General features: G+C 58.9%; 16 protein-coding genes. 4 read left to right on the plus strand and 12 right to left on the minus strand.

Annotated elements, in window-relative coordinates:
• The first annotated feature begins 76 nt into the window (after positions 1–76).
• Positions 77–826: a glycosyltransferase family 2 protein gene (locus tag CPH57_RS12780; protein ID WP_096242424.1), complete on the plus strand. Its 750-nt coding sequence runs from the start codon at positions 77–79 to the stop codon at positions 824–826.
• A 66-nt stretch (positions 827–892) separates the two neighbouring features.
• On the opposite strand, the gene CPH57_RS12785 is transcribed toward CPH57_RS12780, so the two are convergent.
• Positions 893–2200, minus strand: a complete 1308-nt coding sequence (locus tag CPH57_RS12785; protein ID WP_096242425.1) for a serine hydrolase — start codon at positions 2198–2200, stop codon at positions 893–895.
• Between the two features lie 106 nt (positions 2201–2306).
• On the opposite strand from CPH57_RS12785, the gene CPH57_RS12790 reads away from it, so the two are divergent.
• The gene (locus CPH57_RS12790) at positions 2307–3218 is read left to right on the plus strand and encodes a LysR family transcriptional regulator (RefSeq protein WP_096242426.1); all 912 of its coding nucleotides are present in this window, start codon (positions 2307–2309) and stop codon (positions 3216–3218) included.
• Positions 3219–3552: 334 nt separating this feature from the next.
• Here the strand turns inward: CPH57_RS12790 and CPH57_RS12795 are convergent, their stop codons facing one another.
• The gene (locus CPH57_RS12795; protein WP_172428008.1) at positions 3553–5949 is read right to left on the minus strand and encodes an AAA family ATPase; all 2397 of its coding nucleotides are present in this window, start codon (positions 5947–5949) and stop codon (positions 3553–3555) included.
• Between the two features lie 398 nt (positions 5950–6347).
• On the opposite strand from CPH57_RS12795, the gene CPH57_RS12800 reads away from it, so the two are divergent.
• Positions 6348–7352, plus strand: coding sequence for a LacI family DNA-binding transcriptional regulator (locus CPH57_RS12800; RefSeq protein ID WP_021505897.1), 1005 nt, complete (start codon positions 6348–6350; stop codon positions 7350–7352).
• A 6-nt stretch (positions 7353–7358) separates the two neighbouring features.
• Here CPH57_RS12800 and araD read toward each other — a convergent pair whose 3' ends face one another.
• The 10 genes from araD to CPH57_RS12850 all read right to left on the minus strand — a co-directional run bounded on the left by araD (position 7359) and on the right by CPH57_RS12850 (position 17811).
• Complete coding sequence (gene araD / locus CPH57_RS12805; protein WP_033632583.1) at positions 7359–8051, minus strand: L-ribulose-5-phosphate 4-epimerase; 693 nt, start codon at positions 8049–8051, stop codon at positions 7359–7361.
• A complete protein-coding gene (locus tag CPH57_RS12810; protein ID WP_096242428.1) occupies positions 8045–8914 on the minus strand; it encodes an L-ribulose-5-phosphate 3-epimerase in 870 nt (289 codons plus the stop codon). The genes araD and CPH57_RS12810 overlap by 7 nt, the downstream gene beginning before the upstream one ends.
• On the minus strand, positions 8901–10388 hold the full coding sequence (locus tag CPH57_RS12815) for an FGGY-family carbohydrate kinase (RefSeq protein ID WP_096242429.1): 1488 nt from the start codon (positions 10386–10388) through the stop codon (positions 8901–8903). The genes CPH57_RS12810 and CPH57_RS12815 overlap by 14 nt, the downstream gene beginning before the upstream one ends.
• Positions 10389–10396: 8 nt before the next feature.
• Complete coding sequence (locus CPH57_RS12820) at positions 10397–11386, minus strand: ABC transporter permease (RefSeq protein ID WP_096242430.1); 990 nt, start codon at positions 11384–11386, stop codon at positions 10397–10399.
• Entirely contained in the window at positions 11383–12873 is a 1491-nt protein-coding gene (locus tag CPH57_RS12825; RefSeq protein ID WP_096242431.1) for a sugar ABC transporter ATP-binding protein, read from the minus strand. The genes CPH57_RS12820 and CPH57_RS12825 overlap by 4 nt, the downstream gene beginning before the upstream one ends.
• A 54-nt stretch (positions 12874–12927) precedes the next feature.
• Positions 12928–13845, minus strand: a complete 918-nt coding sequence (locus CPH57_RS12830) for an ABC transporter substrate-binding protein (RefSeq protein WP_096242432.1) — start codon at positions 13843–13845, stop codon at positions 12928–12930.
• 136 nt (positions 13846–13981) lie between these two features.
• Positions 13982–15049, minus strand: a complete 1068-nt coding sequence (locus CPH57_RS12835) for an alcohol dehydrogenase catalytic domain-containing protein (protein WP_069100301.1) — start codon at positions 15047–15049, stop codon at positions 13982–13984.
• 354 nt (positions 15050–15403) lie between these two features.
• Positions 15404–15721, minus strand: coding sequence for a PTS system regulator TmaR (gene tmaR, locus CPH57_RS12840; RefSeq protein ID WP_004935612.1), 318 nt, complete (start codon positions 15719–15721; stop codon positions 15404–15406).
• A 160-nt stretch (positions 15722–15881) separates the two neighbouring features.
• Positions 15882–16949 carry an FUSC family protein gene (locus CPH57_RS12845; protein ID WP_096242433.1) on the minus strand — a complete coding sequence of 356 codons (1068 nt, stop codon included), beginning with the start codon at positions 16947–16949 and terminating at the stop codon, positions 15882–15884.
• 94 nt (positions 16950–17043) lie between these two features.
• Entirely contained in the window at positions 17044–17811 is a 768-nt protein-coding gene (locus CPH57_RS12850; protein ID WP_033651900.1) for an N-acetylmuramoyl-L-alanine amidase, read from the minus strand.
• Positions 17812–17987: 176 nt separating this feature from the next.
• Between CPH57_RS12850 and CPH57_RS12855 the strand changes: the two genes are divergently transcribed.
• Positions 17988–18734: a helix-turn-helix transcriptional regulator gene (locus CPH57_RS12855; RefSeq protein ID WP_033643785.1), complete on the plus strand. Its 747-nt coding sequence runs from the start codon at positions 17988–17990 to the stop codon at positions 18732–18734.
• The last annotated feature ends 8 nt before the right edge of the window (positions 18735–18742 follow it).

Genomic DNA, 18742 nt, shown 5'->3' on the forward strand with positions numbered 1-18742 from the left:
GAAGAGAATCGCAATTTCCATTCCAGAGAAAACATCACGCGCTCACCTGATCAGCGATTTTTAAGGATGTTAGTTAATGGCAAAGATAGCTGTTTGTATACTGACCTTTAACTCCTCTCGTTTATTGCACGAGGTGCTTTCTCCACTCATGGGCATTGCGGACGAGTGGATTGTGGTTGACTCCGGCAGTACGGATAAAACGCTGTCTATTTGCCAAAGCTTTGGAATAAACCCTATTTACCATCGTTTCGAAACGCATGGACGGCAAATGAACTTTGCGATTTCTCAATCTCACCATGATTGGGTACTGTGCCTGGACAGCGACGAAATCCTTGATGCGGAAACCATAGCGTCCATTTTAACATTCAAATCACAGGCAAACCCGCCACCACAGCAAGCCTATAGAATAAAAAGGAATTGGTTTGTACTCGGACAGCCAGTCAGAACGATTTATCCCATCTCCTCACCGGACTACCCCGTTCGACTGTTCAATAGAACACAGGTCAGGTTCAATGATGCTCCGGTAGATGATGCCGCTGAAGGCTATATTCAGACGTCGGTCATTCCCGGCAATGTTAAGCACGATACTTTTTATTCTCTCCATGAAATACTCAATAAGCTCAATAGCTATACGACAAGGGTAGTAAAATACAGAGACATTAGGCCCTCAATATTTCGTGGCGTCGTTAGCGCGATCGGCGCATTTTTTAAATGGTACATACTGAGCGGGGCATGGAAGGAAGGCAAAGTCGGCGCCGTCACTGGGTTTTATGCCGTGGCCTACAGTTTCCTGAAGTATTTTAAATCCTGGTATGGCAAAGATTGATAACGTTAAGGACAGAAACAGGGGTTGAATGGCAACCGCCATCCACCCCTGCTTGCCCAGCCGACGTTAACGCAACTCCTTCGCTATGGCGCTAAACATCAGCGAGGCCTCCAGCGGTTGTGCGCTGAAAGAAGGCTCCGCCTGCGGCCAGGTAGACCACTGGACGATCACCAGATTCTCCGCCTGATTGACCATAATCATCTGGCCGAAGATCCCCAGCGCCCACAGGGAATGCTTGAGGGAGGCCTGCGGGACAGGTTCTACGTTGGTCGCATTCACCGGTACTTCGTTGTTCCACCATTGGTAGCCGTAGATGCCGTTAGGGTGTGCCGCCGACACCGAGCCTGCCGCCCGCGTCCAGTTGGACGACTGGGCTACCCAATCTTCCGGCAAGATCTGTTTGCCGTTCGGCAGCTTCCCGTTATGCAGAATGAATTCGCCGAAGCGCCCCCAGTCTTCCAGCGTGGCGTTGAAGCCGTGCGCGCCCACGTCGTGCTGGCCTTTGGCGTAAGCATGCCACACGCCGTCGCTCGCCATGCCGTACGGCTGCCAGATGCTTTGCTGCAGATAGGCCGCCAGCGGCATGCCGGTGGCGCGCTCCAGCACGTCGCCCAGCAGCCAAGCGCCGCCGGAGGAGTAAGACCAGTTCTGCCCGGCCGGATGCGCACGCTGCAAACCGGCCACCAGTTTGCGCACGCAGGCATAGGCGCCGGGCCTGGCCTCACACTCGGTCAGCTGCGCGAAGTCCGATTTCGGGTTGGTGTAATCCTCATTCCACGCCACGCCGGAGGTGTGGGTGATCAGCTGCCTGAGGGTCACACCGTCCCACGCGGTACCTTTCAGATCGGGTTCGTATTGCGTGATGAGATCGTCGAGCGAGTGGATTTTGCCCTGTTTAATCGCCACGCCCACCAGCGTGGCGACCACGGATTTGCCCACCGAGCGCGACGTCCACAGGGTAGCGTCGGTATTACCCTCCCCCAGATATTTCCAAGCGATTTTGCCGTCTTTCAATACCAGCATGCCACTGACGTTCTGGCGCTGCAGGTAATCCTGCAGGTGGTAGGTCTTGCCATTCACCCGATAACTGGCGTCCGTTAGCGGTTTAGCGGCAGCCAGCAGCGGCGCGGCGTTGCCGTGATGAAACACATCCCCGGCATAGTTGCGGTAGTCGTTACGAAAACCGATCACCCGGTCGCTCTGGCTCCAGGTGAGCATCTTGTGCGTGTCCGGCAATTGCGCATCGAAAGGCGCGGGACAGGCGCTGAGTTCGGTGCCCGCACAGGCGGCCAGGGCGGCGGGCGCCAACAGGCCGCTGCAGAGACTGATGACAACGCCCGCCAGCAGCCTGCGGTTAAACACTTTGCTTTTCATATTTTTCTCGCTTAGCTCAGGAAGGCGTTCAGCTTAAAAAAACGCGGCCTATAATAAAAAACGCCTAATGGGGGAAAATCCCCCGCAAAATCGACGGGGGAACCGCGTGCCGAGCCTGATTTATTCCTTTGCCCAACTGGAAGCCTTCACCGCCGTGGCCGAGCACGGCAGCCTGGCGAAAGCCGCGCTCAAGCTGGGCAAAGACCGCACGACGCTGCGCGATTTGATTGATTTTCTCGAGGATGGCTTGGGCTATGCGCTGTTCCTGCGCGAGGGGCGCAGCCTGCACCTGACGCCGGAAGGCGAACAGTTGCAGCGCCAGGCGCACCTGCTTATGCGCCAGGTGAAAGCGTTTGAGGCGTTTGCCAAAGACGTGCCGAAGAGCGCGGCGCAGGAAATCTCGCTGGTCTACGATCCCTTTACGCCCCGCGCGCTGCTGCAGGCGCTGATTGCCGCCATGGCTCAGCGCAACACGCGCCTGAGCCTGATTAACGCCTCGCGCGAAGAAGCGGAAAGGCTGCTGGCAAACGGCCAGGCCGATCTGGGCATCTGCCAGGCGCGCAACCGCAGCGTGGGCGACACCATGGAGTGGCGCGCCTTAGGGGCGATAGAGATGGATTTTTACGCCGCCAAAACGCTTTTCCCCGGCGCGGAACAGCCGCTCTCGCTGCTGGAGCTCTCGCTCGCGCCGCAGGTGATCATGCACCCGGATTCTGACGAACCGGTGGCGCGCCGCCTGCAAATTTCAGGGCATACAATATTTACCAACGAGCTGGAGATGCTGCGCGCCCTGCTCGAACAGGGCTGCGGCTGGGGATTCTTGCCGACGCACATGCATGCCGAACGGTGGAAAAACGTCAACATGCTGCGCACCGAAGTGGGCAGCCAGGGGATCAGCCAAACCATGGTGACCATCTGGAAGCCGGGTAATGACCGGCGCGCGCTGATTGATGAGACGTTGGCGCTATTGCCGGGGTTGTGGCGGGAGGTTGGGGGTGAAAAGTCGCTGCCAAATTAACAGTGCTGTTACCGGTAGTCGATCGTGGGGAGTATCGCCTGCGTTGTTGGTCCGTTCGCTCTTAAGCGGGGATTGTTGTTTTCACCCAATGAGAGCCCCTCACCTCCATCGCTGCAGCGCTGCTGGCGCTGGTTTGTTGCTTTGCTCGACAGTGTTAGGGACAGCTTCGAGAGAAGAGCGGACGTTTAGTATTCATAACTGTTTTAGTACCATACTCTTTTTGAGAGTTCCGATTTTTCATATTAGTGAGTACTCTACCGGCATACTTGAGAGGCGCATTCCTGATCCAAATAGCGCCTCTTTCACCGTAAAAAAACTCTTTTTGCCCTTTTTACTAAGGTGTCCTGGGTGGTTCACCGATGCTCTTCAATAGTGCATTGTATTGATGCGGATCTGCCGTATAAATCTTGTCTAACACGTAGTTTGCCACCTTGGAAATTTCTGGAATCTCAACAGGTTTAAATCCACGATCAGGAATCGATTCGAGATGTGAAAACTCGTTATTAAGTCTATTCACAAGAGCTATTGCAGTCGGATCCTCTTCGCCAAAGAATTTCTTGATCCGCTCAAAGGCATCATTCTTGTCATCTTGATGCGGGAACTTAAAGAATAAAAATGCCTCAAGGAACTTACGGAGGTTGTTACCAAATCCATAAAATGGCTCATGAGATTCATTCGCTCCACCTTGATTGCGGCATTTGTAGATCTGATGAAACAGGTAGTTGAATTCTGTGATGTAGTCTCGCAGATACGAAGGCATCAGGGAAATCTGACTTGCCCCTCCGTTTCTCTCCACGATGAAATGTTGGCATCCACCGTGATTCTTCTCATTAGGAAGTGATATTTTCTTTAGATACTTCAAGAAATCTAGGTTGTGGGTGGATATAAAAAGCTGCTTGTAGCGATAGCTGTTTGTTCCATCTGCATTCTTGATGGGTTTCGCAATCAGGCTTTCAATCAAGCTGAACATGAAGAAGATGTGATTCCCGTCTAGGCTGGAAATTGGGTCATCTATATAAATGATCAGATCTTTACCCTTGCTATCTGGCTCTTCCAGCTTGGCTATGAAGTAGCAGAAAGCAATCAGACTGCATTCGCCTTCGCTCAAGTTGTAGGCAGATTTGCCATCTCTGGTAACTTCAAACTTAACCGAAGTATTCTCAATATTGTCTTTGGCTTCAAGCGTGATGCCGTCATGGCCAAAGAAGTGATTGAGCAAGTCATTCACTCGCTCCGCGCCCTTGCGTTCATCCTTCTGCTGGCCCTGTAGACGGGCCACTTCGGTTTCTTGTTCGAGAATTTCGGCTTCAGCCTCGGTAAATACAATTTTGGCAGTATCAGCATCTTTTTTGAGACTGGCAATACGGGCTAATTCAGTGTCGTAGGTGATGTCTCCGATAAAAGATGCCACATCGGTAAGCCGTAGAGATTCTCGTGCAGTGTTTTTATCGTTCTCTAACGAAATTGTGCGGCCATTGTTTTTGGCGATCAGATCATTGATGTCGCCCACGTATTGCTGAATTGCTGTCGAATCATGAATGTAGACAGGTATGGCAACCTGCTGAAAAATAGAGTTCTTTCTCTTATCCAATGCAGCCTTCAGAGCTCTGAGATCCTGCATGTAGCCTTTCAGGTGATCAGTAAGTGCTATCTTGCTCGCTTCAAATAAAACTTTTTCTTCTGCATAGAACTTATCACCAGTCAAAGTCAAGAAGTTAGGAATGGCTTGGATTTCGGTGGTGATGGAAGTCAGGCATGAATCGATACACGACTCCAGATCCGAGGATTCCTTACTGAAGTGAGAGTCTAATACCTGCCAGAGGTCATGAGGGAGATTCTGACGGCAGAATGCGCAAGTGTCCCGCTTACCTTTGTGTAGCGGTATGCCTTCCTTCACCCACATCTGAAGAGCCGTCTCATTCAACAACTCCTGAATTGGCAGGGTTGGCTTAATCAATCTTGAAAGGAGTTCTTCAGCTACCTTGCTTATTGATTCGATGTTGAGGTTTATCGATACGGTATCGGTAATATCAGGTAGAGCCTCTTGCTTCAAGAGATTGACCTTGGCTGCTTGTTCTTCGGTTGTCAGAGCTATGAAGCTAGTTTTTTTGACTGAGCCAATGTCTTTTTTGATGCTTTCTATGTTGTAGACAGCTGGGCCGTAGATGCGATTCTGTTTAATCTTATTGTTGGCATGAAAACGAAGTTTGCCCTCTAGAGCATCAGACGCAGTTTTATGATTGTCTTTCGTTCGATCTCGCTCTTTCTTTTTAGCTTCAAGTTCATGCCGGAGGCCCACCTTCGATTCAACACTGCCTAGCTTAGTTTGGATTGCGGTAATGGTATCTTCGATTTCTTTATTCTTTTCACCAACAATAGCAAACGTCTTGATCTCGCCGTCGGTTTGATTGACCAAGAAGCTTAGGTTATCGCTCACAAAATCTCGGTTGTAGACTCGAACATCGTAGCCATGACCGGCAAGGTCTACTTGTGTCACATCACCTTTGTCACCACGAATAGTGAAATTTGGGTCCACGTAGTTGTGTGGAATGCGCCCCGTTTCCAAAGCGCGGAAAATCCGCGAGAGTGTTGTCTTACCGGAGTAGTTCCGTCCGTAGAGGATGTTGAGCCTCTTGAAATTCTGGACGTTGTTACCTGCATCCTTAAGGCTCTTTCTCCAACTGAGGTCCGCAAAACTACCGAAACTATTGATGTCAACCTGACTGAACATGAACACTCCCTTAGCGCTTGCTATTGGCTGCCGATATGCAATTGAAACATATTGTTCATCTAGTTTACTCTGAGGTTAAGGAATGTCTAAACAGGTTATTGATCTGCTCTCCACAGATTAATGCAAATAGAATTTTTGCAATGTCCGCTCCTGGTAGAAAGTCGCCTGCCATACCAGCCTTCCCCCGTAAAACACACCTTATCGCACTTTCCGGAAATGAAAATCTGTCACTCGAAATAATTAAAAAAACACTAATCAACGAAATTTATTATTAACTATTTTTATATTTTATTATTTTCCCCTCCCTCAAATAAATCTCCCCCCACCTCCCCCCTAGCACCGCTCCCGCCCTTTCCCTACAATAAGGGATCTGTTGAGGCATAACGCAAGGAAAGACGGTGTCGAAAGCCAATCCCAATGCCACTATCGTGGATATCGCCCGCCGCGCCAGGGTGACCAATATCACCGTTTCCCGCGCCTTCAATAAGCCCGAGCTGGTCAAGCCGGAAACCCGCGAGCGCATTCACGCCATCGCCAAAGAGTTGAACTATGTGCCCAACGCGTTCGCGCAGGGGCTGAAAAGCAGCAGCAGCCAGATTATCGGCATCGTCACCAGCAGCATGTATAACCCGTTCTATTCCGGCCTGATCAAGACCGTGTCGCGCATTGCGCGCCAGCAGGGCTACCAGATCATGCTGTTCGACACCGACGGCAGCGAAGAGGCGGAAATGCGCGCCATTCAGGCGCTGTTCGGCTATAAGGCGCGCGGCATTCTGCTGTCGGCGGTGCGTGACGACAAGCGCTACCGCCCCGCCTATCTCGAGCTGGCCGAGGTGTACGGCGTGCCGCTGATCCTTATCGACCGCGATCTTTACGATCAGCAGCTGAGCGGCGTGTTCCTCGATAACCGCGAGATCGGCGTGCTGGCCGGGCGTTATCTGGCGGAGCAGCCGGAGCAGAAGCTGCTGATTATCGGCGGCCCGGCGGATTCGGAAATTACCTTAACGCGCACCGCCGGCATCGTCGCGGCCTTGCAGGGCAGCGGGCGTGAGATTCATATCATCAACGGCGACTACGATTTCACCTCGCAAGAGAGCGAGGTGCGCGCCTATCTGGCGCAGCCGGAGAACCGCCCGGATTACATCATCGGCCTGAACGGTATCATCACGCTGGGCGCCATCGCCATCTGCCACGAGATGGGGCTCTATCAGCAGGTGAAGTTCTTTTCGATAGACGAGCCGCCGCGCGCCGGCGCTTACGGCCTGCACATTCCGGGGGTGTATCACGATACGCAGAAACTGGGGGAGATCGCCGCGGAGCTGCTGTTCAGCGCCATTCACAGCCCGCGCGGCGAGTTGCCGGTGCGCAGAGAGTTCTTCACCGGCTCGCTGTTGAATCGCTGACGGGCGCTATTGCCCGTAGTAGGCGTGTTTGCCGTGCTTGCGCAGAAAATGTTTGTCCAATAGCTCCGGCTGCATCGGGGCGATGGCCGGCGCCAGCTGGCGCGTCGCCATCGCCATGATCGCCACCTCTTCCAGCACCACCGCATTGTGCACCGCATCCGCCGCGTCCTTGCCCCAGGCGAACGGGCCGTGGGAGTAAACCAGCACCCCCGGCACCTGCTGCGGATCGCGCCCCGCCTGATTGAAGGTCTCGATAATCACCTTGCCGGTTTCCCCCTCGTAATCGCCGGCGATCTCCGCCTCGCTCATCGGCCGGGTGCAGGGAATGTCGCCGTAAAAGTAGTCGGCGTGGGTGGTGCCCAGCGCCGGGATCGGCTGCCCGGCCTGCGCCCAGATGGTGGCGTTGCGGCTGTGGGTGTGCACCACGCCGCCGATATCGGCGAAGGCGCGGTACAGCGCCAGGTGGGTGGCGGTGTCGGATGAGGGCTTGCGGTGCCCTTCGCGCACCTTGCCCTCCAGATCCACCACCACCAAATCCTCCAGCGTCATCGCCTCGTAGGCGATGCCCGAAGGCTTGATCACCACCAGCCCGCTCTGGCGGTCGATCGCCGAGACGTTGCCCCAGGTAAAGGTCACCAGCCCGTATGCCGGCAGGCTGAGGTTGGCCGCCAGCACCTGCCGCTTGAGTTCGTTCAGCATGCGATGCCTCCCTCAATCATCTGTTGTTCGATCCAGGCCTTGGCCTGGGCGATGCGTTGCTTGTCCTGCCCGTCTTCGCGCGCCCACATCTCCAGCAGGTAGGGGCCGCGATAGCCGAGCGCGTTGAGCACGGAAAAGGCGTGGGCGAAGTCCACGCAGCCCTCGCCGAACGGCACGTCGCGGAATTGCCCGGCGCTGCCCGGCCCCACCGCAACGGTGTCTTTGAGGTGCACGGCAGTGATACTGCCGATGCCCAGCGCCAGCTCGGCGGCAACGTCGTTGCCCCAGGCGCTGAGGTTGCCGAGATCGGGATATACCGTGAACCACGGGCTGTTGACGTGGCGGGCGATGTCGCGCCATTTGCTGATGCTGTTGATGAACGGCGTGTCCATCACCTCCACCGACAGCATCACCTGCGCCCTGGCGGCCTGCGCCGCCGCCCACTGCATGCCCTCGATAAAGCGTTCGCGGCTGTGGCGATCGGCAGGTTCGTAATAGACGTCGTAACCCGCCAGCTGGATGTTACGGATGCCGAGATCCGTCGCCAGTTCCAGCGCCTTGCTCATCAGCACCCGCGCCCGTTCGCGGATGGCGGCATCATGGCTGCCGAACGGATCGCGCCGGTGCGCCGACAGGCACAGGCTCGGCACCGTCACCCCGCTGTCGAGCCGCGCCTGGATAAACGCCAGCCGCTGGCGGCGATCCCAGTCCAGCCGTTGCTGGCGCGCCGGCTGTTCGTCTATAGACATCTCCACAAATTCAAAGCCCAGCTCGGCGGCGGTGGCCAGCCGCTGCGGCCAGCTCAGATCGGCGGGCAGCGCCTTTTCATACAGCCCCAGACAGGCGGCGTTAGTCGTTTGCATCAGTCACCTCACTCAAAGCCTGAGCGACCGCCAGATAGCGCGCCTGCTGGGCGCGCAGGCGCCGGTGGGCGGCGGTCGCGGGATAATAACAGCGCAGTTTGGGCGGCGCGGCGGCGATCGCCTCTGTGAACCCGGCGTACTCCCCGGCGCCGACGGCGGCGCACAGGGCGGCGGCGCGGCAGCCGCCTTGGCGGGTTTCCACCACCTCAAGCGGCAGGTTGCCAGCGTCGGCGTACATCTGCATCCAGACCTCAGACTGCGTCGGCCCGCCGGTCATGCGCACCCGTTCGATGCGCGGGTTCAGCTGCACCATGCGCTCCTGATGGATCAGGTGCGAGAACACGATGCCCTGATAGATCGCCTGCACCACGTCCGCCATCTCGTGGTGGGCGCTCAGGCCGATCAGCCCGCCCGGCGTGTTGCCGCCGAGGTTGGAGCCATACAGATAAGGCAGGAACAGCAGCCCGCTCGGCTGCTCGCGGCGCTCAGCCACCCAGGCGTTGAACTGGGCGTAGCGCTGCCGGTCGTCGGCGCAGAACTGGCGCAGGAACCAGGCCAGGTTGCCGGCCGAGGTCGGGCTGCCTTCGTGCACGAAATAGCGGCCGTCGATGCAGTAGCGCCCCCAGGCGTAGGGGTAATCGGCAGGAATGATGCGCTCGGTCACGCAGGTGGCGATCGACCAGGTGCCCGCCACCGCGCTGAGCGTGCGATCGTCGGCCACGCCGGAGCTGAGCGCCGCGCCCACCACGTCGAACAGGCCGCCGTACACCGCGGTGCCCGTTCGCAGGCCGCACTGCGCCGCCGCCGCGGCCGTCACCCGCCCGGCCAGCTGCGCCGAGCCGATCGTTGGCGCGGTCTTCTCCTGCGCCTCTTCGATGCCGAAAGCCGCCATCAGCGCCGGATCGTAAGCGCCGCTGCGCTGGTTAAACAGGTTGCTGCCGGAGATGTTGGTCACTTCGGCCGCCGCCTCGCCGGTGAGGCGAAAGCGCAGGTAGTCGTGCGCCATCAGGATGCGATCGACGGCGGCGTACTGCGCCGGTTGCCGCTGCTTCAGCCAGCGCAGCAGCAGCGCCGGGTGGCTGGGCCACAGCGGCTGCAGGCTGCGCGGGTAGGTCTGCGCGTCCACCCCGGCGCGGCGCAGCTCAGCCGCCGTGGCCGCTGCGCGGTTGTCCGAAGAGAGGATGCCGTTGCCGACCGGTTTGCCATGGCGGTCGATGGCGTACAGCCCTTTGCCGTGCGCCGAAAAGCTGACGCCGCGCACCTGCCCGGCCGCCAGCCCCGCCGCGTGCAGCGTCTGGCGGATCGCCGTGCAAACGTCATCCCACAGCGCGTCCATATTGCGTTCGCTAAAGCCCGGCTGGGCGGCAATCGCCGCGCCGTCGCGCTCGGCGACTGCCAGCTCTTCACCGCTTGCCCGGTACAGCCCGGCCTTGATCACCGTGCCGCCGACGTCTATGCCAAGAAAGACTGACATCGCGCCTCCTATTTGCGCCGCACGGAGCTGAGGTAGATGGCGGCCAGGATGATGCCGCCTTTCACCACGTTCTGGATATACGGCGATACGTTCATCAGATTGAGGCCGTTGTTGAGCACCCCGAGCATCATCGCCCCCACCAGCGTGCCGACGATGGCGCCGCGCCCGCCGGAGATCGCCGCCCCGCCCAGCACTACGGCAGCGATAGCGTCCAGCTCGAAGCCTTCGCCGGCGTTGGGCTGCCCGCTCATCAGGCGCGAGGTCAGCACCAGCCCGGCCAGCGCGGCGGTCAGGCCGCTGATCACGTACACCAGCATCTTGTAGCGCGGCACGCGGATGCCGCTCAGGCGCGCCGCCTCTTCGTTGCCGCCCATGGCATAGACGTAGCGGCCGAACGGCAGCTGGTTGAGCATCAGCCAGGCCAGCAGGTACACGCCGAGCATGATCAGGATCGGCACCTGGATGCCGAGCAGCGTGCCGCGGCCAAAGAAGGAGAAGACGTCGGGCAGGCCGGAGATCGGGTAGCCGCCGGTATAGAGCAGCGCCAGGCCGCGGGCGATGCCCATCGACGCCAGGGTGACGATGATCGGCGGCATGCGCAGGTAGGCAATGCAGGCGCCATTGGCCAGGCCGAACAGCGCGCCAACCGCCAGCGCCGCCACCATCGCCAGCGGGATGGGCACCGCCGCCAGCATCAGCCCGGCGGCGACCGAACCGGCCAGCGCCATCACCGGCCCCACCGAGAGATCGATGCCGCCGGTCAGGATGGCGCAGGTCATGCCCACCGCGATGATGGCGTTGATAGACACCTGGCGCGCCACGTTGGTCAGGTTGTTGACGCTGAGGAAGCTGTCGTTCAGCAGGCTCATCAGCACGAACAGGACAACGAAGCCGATAAACGGCAAGACCGCAGGGTGATGCAGCAGTTTTTCCCAGCGCTTGCCGAGGCTGGGGCCGGCGGCGCGGCGCGCCACGGCGGGTTGTTCAATTCCGATCATAAGGCACTCCCGGTCGCGTGAAGCATGATGTGGTTGGATTCGATGTCGTCGCCGGTCAGCTCGGCGACGATGTGGCCGCCGCGAAACACCAGCACGCGGTCGCACACGCCGATGATCTCCGGCAGTTCGGAGGAAATCATGATGATGGAGATGCCCTGCTGGGTCAGTTGCTGCATCAGCTGGTAGATCTCGGCCTTGGCGCCCACGTCGATGCCGCGCGTCGGCTCGTCGAAGATCAGGATGTTGCAGTCATTGTTGAGCCAGCGGGCGATCACCACCTTCTGCTGGTTGCCGCCGCTCAGGGTGCTGACGGCGGTCTCGGCATCCGGGGTTTTCACGCCCACGGCGCGGATCAGCCGCTGCACCACGTCGCGATCTTTGCGGGCGCTGACGAAGATCTTGCCGCGCCGGTGGTGCCGGTTGAGGGTGATGTTCTGCGCCACCGAGAACGGCAGCACCAGGCCCTCGGTTTTGCGGCTCTCCGGCAGCAGGCCGATACCCTGCGCCAGCGCCTGCGCCGGGGAGCGCAGCGCCGCCGGTTGGCCGCCGAGGCGGACGCGTTTACGGTGGCAGCGGCTGGCGCCGATCAGCGCCGAGACGGTCTCGGTGCGCCCGGAGCCCACCAGCCCGGCGAAGCCGAGGATCTCGCCCTTGTGCAGCCGGAAACGGTCGGTCGCGCCGTGCTTCTCGCGCTGGATCTCCGCCTCCAGCAGCACCGTCGCGGTATCGACCGGGTGCTGTTTCACCGGGAAGGCGTTCTCGATTTTGCGCCCGACCATCAGCCGCACCAGCTCTTCCACGTTGGTGTCGCCGGTGGCCAGCGTTTCGATGTAGGCGCCGTCGCGCAGCACGGTAATGCGATCGCAGATGGTGAAGATCTCGTCCAGGTGGTGCGAGATGAACACCATGCCGACGCCCAGCAGCCGCAGATCGTTCATCACGCTGAACAGGTGTTCGGCCTCGCCCGGCGTCAGCGTGGCGGTCGGTTCATCCAGCACCAGCACCCGCGCCTCCAGCGACAGCGCCTTGGCGATCTCAACGAACTGCTGCTGCGCCACGCTCAGTTGCTCCACCGGGCAATCGAGATCGATAGCCACCGTCAGCCGCTTGAAGATCGCCTCGGCCTTGCGCCGCATCGCCCGGCGATCCAGCAGGCCCCAGCGGTTCCTGATCTCCCGGTTGAGGAAGATGTTGTCGATGGCGCTCATGTAGGGAATCAACGAGAATTCCTGAAAAATAATGCCGACCCCTGCCTCGATCGCCTGGCGATAGTTGTTAAAGCGGCGCTGCTCGCCGTCGATAAAAATATCGCCCTCGTCCGGCTGATAGATGCCGCACATGATTTTCACCAGCGTCGATTTGCCGGCGCCGTTTTCGCCCAGCAGGGCGTGCACTTCGCCGCGTTGAATGGCCAGATCGATGCCGTCCAGCGCCTTCACGCCGGGAAAGCTCTTTTTTATTCGTTTCAGTTCCAGTAAAGGTGTCACCGCATTGCCCTCCGCGCCGAACGCCCCGCCGCAGCGGGGCGAACCCGGCCGCTGTTACCAGCTAAAGCCGGCCGCATTGCTGCGGTCGATCAGCTTCACTTTGACCGGCACGGTTTTCGGCACCGTGGCACCCCAGTAGCGGGCCAGCGCAATGCCGAGCGCGATGCGCAGCTGGTCGCGCGGGAACTGCGCCGAGGTGGCGATGAACGGCGAGTTCGGCTTGAGGATCTCTTTGATGGCTTCCGGCTGGCCGTCGACACTCACCAGCTTGACCTTGGCGCCGTTGCTTTCGATCGCCGCCAGGGCGCCGAGCGCGCCGACGTCGTTGACGCTGAAGATGCCTGCCAGATCCGGCGCCGACTGCAGCATGTTTTCGGTCACGGTCAGCGCGGTGTCGCGCTCCTGCTTGCCGTTTTGCTTGGTGACGATCTTGATGTCGGGGTATTTCTTCATCGCCGCTTCAAAGCCGCGCACGCGCTCCAGGATCGGCACCACCGGGATGCCGTCGAGGATCGCCACCTTGCCTTTGCCGCCCAGCGCTTTCGCCAGGTACTCGCCCGCCTGGAAGCCGGCGTCGTAGTTTTCCGAGCCGACGAACGAATCCAGCGGCCCTTCCGCCTGCGCGTCGATCGCCACCACCACCACGCCCGCCTTATGGGCGGAGATCACCGCCGACTGCACCCCCACCGAGTCGGTCGGGTTGATCAGCAGGATATCCACCTTCTTCTGCAGCATGTCTTCCACGTCGCCGATCTGTTTGGCGACGTCATGGCGCGCATCGGCCACGTACACCTTGGCGCCGATATCCGCCGCCGCCTGATCCAGCGCCTGCTTCATGGTGACGAAGTAGTCGTTGTTCATTTCCTGGAACGACATACCGATAGTGATTTGCTTGGCCAGCGCCCCATGGCTGGCCGCCAACATTCCACCGGCGACGATAAAAGGCAGGGTCTTTTTGAATAATGAAAACATAGCCAATTCTCCTGTAGGGAAGCTTCTTGTTGTGGTTATCAGAGCAACAGCATGTCTTTACGTTTGGCCGACCGGTCGGCCCCCCCATTGCGGACGGGCCGGCGGTCGTGACTGCAACAGCGGTATGGCGGGAGGGTCAGGGAACCAGGATCACCTTGATGGAGTCGGTCGAGTCCGCCAGGGCGAAGGCTTCGTCCCAGTCGTTCAATGAATAGCTGTGGGTGACCACGCCGTTGGAAGTCACCAGCCCGCGCTCGAACAGATCGATGGCGATTTCATAGCTGTAGGGCGCCAGGTGCGCGCCGCGAATGTCCAGCTCCTTGCGATCGCCGATGATGGACCAATCGACGGTGGTTTCCTTGCCGAACACGCTGAACTCCACGAAGCGGCCCAGCTTGCGGATCATCTGCAATCCTTGGGTGACGCCGATCGGCGCGCCGGTGGCCTCGATGTAGACGTCGCAGCCGTAGCCGCCGGTCAGCGATTTGACGATCTGGTCGGCGTCTTCCTTCAGCGGGTTGATCACCACGTCGGCGCCGAATTCCTTCGCCAGCGTCAGTCGCTCGTCGATGGCGTCGATCACGATCAGTTTCTTCGGCGTTTTCAGGCGCGCCACCTGCACCATGCACAGCCCGAGCGGCCCGGCGCCGGCCAGCACCACCACGTCGTCCAGTTGGATGTCGCCGCGCGCCACAGTGTGGATGGCGCAGGCCATCGGCTCAATCAGTACCGCGTCTTCATGGCTCAGGCTTTCCGGGATCTTGTGCACGATGGCGTTCTCGGAAAAACGCATGTACTCCGCCATGCCGCCCTCCGCCACGTCTTTCTGGAAGCCGTAAATGTTATGCGTCTCACACATCCAGTAGCTGCCGGATTTGCAGTAGCGGCACTCCCAGCACGGCACGATCTGCTCGGCGATCACCCGCTCGCCGATCCGGTATTTGCCTTCCGCGCCCTCGCCCAGCGCGGCGATGCGGCCGTAGAACTCATGCCCCGGCACCACCGGCGGTTTGACCCACGGGTTCTCCCCCCAAAACATCTGCGCGCCGTTCTTGCACTTGCAGTCGCCGGCGCAGATGCCGCAGCCTTCCACCTTGATCACCAGCTCGCGTGCCTTCGGCAGCGGCGTGGGCACCTGTTCGAAACGATAGTCCTGCGGGCCGTGGCAAACGACCGCGCGCATTTTTTCCGGCAACTGGCTCATCTCTTCCTCCAATACACTCGTTAAACGCTTGAATTCTCTTAATGTTGACGTTGTCATTTTTATCTAACAAAAAACAAATAACGTTATAAAATGATAAATTTCAATAAATTAATCATGAAACACTCAGTAAACTCAAAATGACAACGTGAACATAGAGCGACATATAACCAAAGCTGCAAAAAGAATTGTTTGAGCAAAATCACAGTTCGTTAACATTGCGGCTAAAAATGCTACAAATGCGGATCGCGATCCCATTTACAGGATCGGTGAGGATCGGGAGATGATCGAAACGGCGGGAAGAAGATGATTGGCAGGAATGCGGGCCAGGCATCGCGCCCGGCCCGATAAAGCGGGTTACTTCACTTCGCCCATCGCTTTCAGCTTTTTGGACAGCTCGCGGCGCTCTTTGGACAGATCGGCATTTTTGATGATGTAGTCATCAACGCGATCTTCGTAGTCGCTGCGCATGTTGGCGATGATACCCTGAATGTCTTCAATGCTCATGCCGGGCTTGATGTACTCACTCAGGTTGTCGAGCAGCAGCACGCGCTTCTGGTTATCACGAATTTTCTTTTCGTTGTCGACGATCTCGCGTTGCAGTTTGTTTTTGCGGCGGAACATACGCACAAACTCCAGCACGTCCTGGAAACTCGGCTTATTTGCATTATCCATCTTTATACCCTTGCTTTAGTAATACACAGATTCATTTGCTTACGGCCACATGGCACCAAGATACAGGTTTGTGGCGGTCCGGCACAACAGTGATTGGCTTATCTTACCCACTTTGCCCCGGCGGCCAAAACCCAAAGCGCCGCCTTCATGATCTGACCCCTTATTCGCGCCCGGCGGCGGTGCAAACCTGGAACAAATCCCCCAACTCTTCCAACTGCAGCGCCAGCTCCATGCTGAGCCAAACGTAGCCGTAAATCGGCGCTTCGCCGTGTTGGCCGACGCTGACTTCCTGCATCAGCGTTTTCAGCTCGCCGGCGATTTCCGCCAGCTGCCCCGCCGCCGCCTGGCGCTGCGCCTGCGGCCCTTCGCGCATCAGCACCGCCAGCGACTCCAGCGAGCTCAGCGTCAGCAGCTGGGTGCTGCGCAGCGTGCGGGCGTTCAGCATGATGAAGTGCGTTTCGCGCGAGGCCCAGTAAGCATCGGCCATCAGCTCCAGCGTGCACACCAGATTGCGGCTGAGGGTTTGCACCGCTTCGAACACCGCTTTGGGGATGCGAGTTTCCTTGCTGGCGGGCACGATCAGGCTGCGCAGCTTCACCACCTGATTCAACAGATCCTTGAGCTGCGGCTCCAGCCGCGGCCGCTCGATAACGTTCGGCGAAAAATACGCGCCGTAGAGGCGGGCGGCGGTTTGCAGGCAGTCCGCCATTTGCATGCGCCACAGAATGTAGGCGCGCTGCGGGTAGATGCTGGTGAACAGCAGCGCCAACAGCGAGCCGAAGATCACGTCGCCGCTGCGCCACAGCGCGGTGTGCATGTCGCCGGCGCCCGCGCCGCACACTACCGCCAGCGTGATCCCCACCAGCAGCGCCATATACGGCCGTTTGCCGAGCGTCAGGTAACCGCAGACGAACATCACCACGCCGCACCAAACCAGCATCAGCGGCAGCGAATAGAGCTCCAGATACAGGGCGATCAGGCCGGAAGCCGCGCCGAACACCGTGCCGGCAATGCGTTGCAGCGCCCGCTGCAGCACGTTGCCCCAAAACGAGATCGGCCCCATCACCACCACCAGGGTGATCAGCGGCCAGGTGCCTTCGGGCACCGCCAGCAGGCGGATCAGCAGAAAGGTCAGGATAAACGCCAGCCCGATGCGCACGCCGTGAACGATGCGGTAGTGGCGATAGGTCAGCAGTTCAAGGGAAGAGATTTTTCGATCGAGGCGCACAGTGCCTCCGATAAAGACCAGCCAGGCCGCTATTTTAGCGGAGGAAGCCCGGCGAGGAAAAGGCGAATGAGGCGTCCCCCATTCACCTTCAGGCTCAGGCGACGTACTTGTCGACCAGCGCGCGCAGAACGGCGGCGGTTTCAACATCCATCACGCCGTCATACTTCTGCTGACGGAAGTGCAGCTGGAACGCGCGCACCAGCTGGCGATAGCCTTCTGCGGTGTTCGCCGCCGAGGTGTCGTAGCCGTATTGGGCGAACAGTTTCAGCAGATCGGCCTGCGCCGGCAGGCCCTGGCTGCAGTATTCCTGCTGGCGCTGCTGCTTGGTCGCTTCGTCATACCAGGCGCCGACGCCGGCCTGATACAGCTGCTGCCACGGGAACTGCGGGCCCGGATCGCTCTTGCGGCCCGGTGCGATGTCCGAGTGCGCCACCACGTTCACCGGCGAGATGTCCGGATAACGCTGCAGGATGTTCTGCGCCAGCTGGGTGACGGCCTCGATCTGCTGCGGATTGAACGGCGGGAAGGTGATGTTTCCACCGTCGCCGCTCGCCAGGTTGACGATCTCGATGCCGATCGAGGTGTCGTTGATATTGCTGCGGGTGCCCCATTGGCTGCTGCCGGCATGCCAGGCGCGCTCATTCTCGTCCACCAGGTTGAAGATGCGCACGCCGCTGAAGCCGGCCGCCTGATAGGTCGCCTCGGTCGGATCCGGCACCAGATAGTGCGCGCTGACCGATTTTCCGGTCAACGACTTCACCGAGTCGGCGAAGTTTTGCGCCGTGTAGTGCAGCACCAGAAAGCGCACGCGGTGGCCGAAGCTGGCGACCGATCGGTAGCTATTGTAATCAATCTTGTACATCGTAAAGTCCCTCTCTCGTTTGATTTCACTGAGCGGCCCCTCATCATGACAGACCGCCCCGCACGGGTGAACCCTTGGCTCACCCTTTTTGTTTTAGCTAATTGCTAAATCATGCGCAAGTTTTTTTTAGCAAAATCGTTATTTACCTTTTTGCTAAAGAGTGCGATCATTGCACGATGGAAACTAAAGAAATCAGGCGCAACAATCTGCGCGAATTGATGGCCCGCTACGCCCGGCAAGGCGTCAACCAGAATGAATTCGCCACGCTGGTTGAGTCTTCCGCGCCGACGCTGAGCCAAATCATCGGGGAGAAATCCTCCCGCAATCTTGGCGACAATCTGGCCAGGCGGATCGAGGCCAAGCTGAATTTGCCCAAGGGCTGGTTCGACGTGTTTCATGAAAAGCAGCTGGTGCGCCCGTTTGACAACGTGGCGGCGGAGTCGGACTTCCAACCCGCCCGCTTGAAACCGGTGGTATGGGAAGATACCGAACAAGACAAGGAAGAGTTTGTGGAGATCCCGCTGCTGGATATCGATTTTTCCGCCGGCGACGGCTGCTACGAAATCGTCGATCGCGAGGAGTTTTCGCTGATCTTTCGCCGTTACTATCTGCACAAGATGGGGGTGGCGGTCAACGCCGCGCGCATTATCCGCATCTCCGGCTCCAGCATGGAGCCGCGCCTGCAGGACGGCGACGTGGTCGGCATCAACACCGACGACACGCGCATCCGCGAGGGCAAGACCTACGCCATCCGCCACGGCAATTTGCTGCGGGTGAAGGTGCTTATCGAGCAGCCGGACGGCGGCGTCATCATCCGCTCCCTCAACCGGGAAGAGTACCAGGACGAGCATCTCAGCTATCAGCAGCGCAAAGAGCAACTGGTGGTGCTCGGCCGCGTCTTCTGGTCATCTTCGTCCTGGTAACGGACCAC

The sequence above is a fragment of the Serratia sp. JKS000199 genome (assembly GCF_900215455.1).
In the GTDB taxonomy this organism is placed as follows: Bacteria; Pseudomonadota; Gammaproteobacteria; order Enterobacterales; family Enterobacteriaceae; genus Serratia; species Serratia ureilytica.

What these genes read in the sequence shown, in the direction of transcription:
- CPH57_RS12780 (WP_096242424.1), top strand. Translation starts at nt 77, where the DNA reads ATGGCAAAGATAGCTGTTTGTATACTGACCTTTAACTCCTCTCGTTTA.
- CPH57_RS12785 (WP_096242425.1), bottom strand. Translation starts at nt 2,200, where the DNA reads ATGAAAAGCAAAGTGTTTAACCGCAGGCTGCTGGCGGGCGTTGTCATC.
- CPH57_RS12795 (WP_172428008.1), bottom strand. Translation starts at nt 5,949, where the DNA reads ATGTTCAGTCAGGTTGACATCAATAGTTTCGGTAGTTTTGCGGACCTC.
- araD (WP_033632583.1), bottom strand. Translation starts at nt 8,051, where the DNA reads ATGCTGAACGAACTCAAGCGGCAGGTGCTGGCGGCCAACCTCAGCCTG.
- CPH57_RS12810 (WP_096242428.1), bottom strand. Translation starts at nt 8,914, where the DNA reads ATGCAAACGACTAACGCCGCCTGTCTGGGGCTGTATGAAAAGGCGCTG.
- CPH57_RS12815 (WP_096242429.1), bottom strand. Translation starts at nt 10,388, where the DNA reads ATGTCAGTCTTTCTTGGCATAGACGTCGGCGGCACGGTGATCAAGGCC.
- CPH57_RS12820 (WP_096242430.1), bottom strand. Translation starts at nt 11,386, where the DNA reads ATGATCGGAATTGAACAACCCGCCGTGGCGCGCCGCGCCGCCGGCCCC.
- CPH57_RS12830 (WP_096242432.1), bottom strand. Translation starts at nt 13,845, where the DNA reads ATGTTTTCATTATTCAAAAAGACCCTGCCTTTTATCGTCGCCGGTGGA.
- CPH57_RS12835 (WP_069100301.1), bottom strand. Translation starts at nt 15,049, where the DNA reads ATGAGCCAGTTGCCGGAAAAAATGCGCGCGGTCGTTTGCCACGGCCCG.
- tmaR (WP_004935612.1), bottom strand. Translation starts at nt 15,721, where the DNA reads ATGGATAATGCAAATAAGCCGAGTTTCCAGGACGTGCTGGAGTTTGTG.
- CPH57_RS12850 (WP_033651900.1), bottom strand. Translation starts at nt 17,811, where the DNA reads ATGTACAAGATTGATTACAATAGCTACCGATCGGTCGCCAGCTTCGGC.
- CPH57_RS12855 (WP_033643785.1), top strand. Translation starts at nt 17,988, where the DNA reads ATGGAAACTAAAGAAATCAGGCGCAACAATCTGCGCGAATTGATGGCC.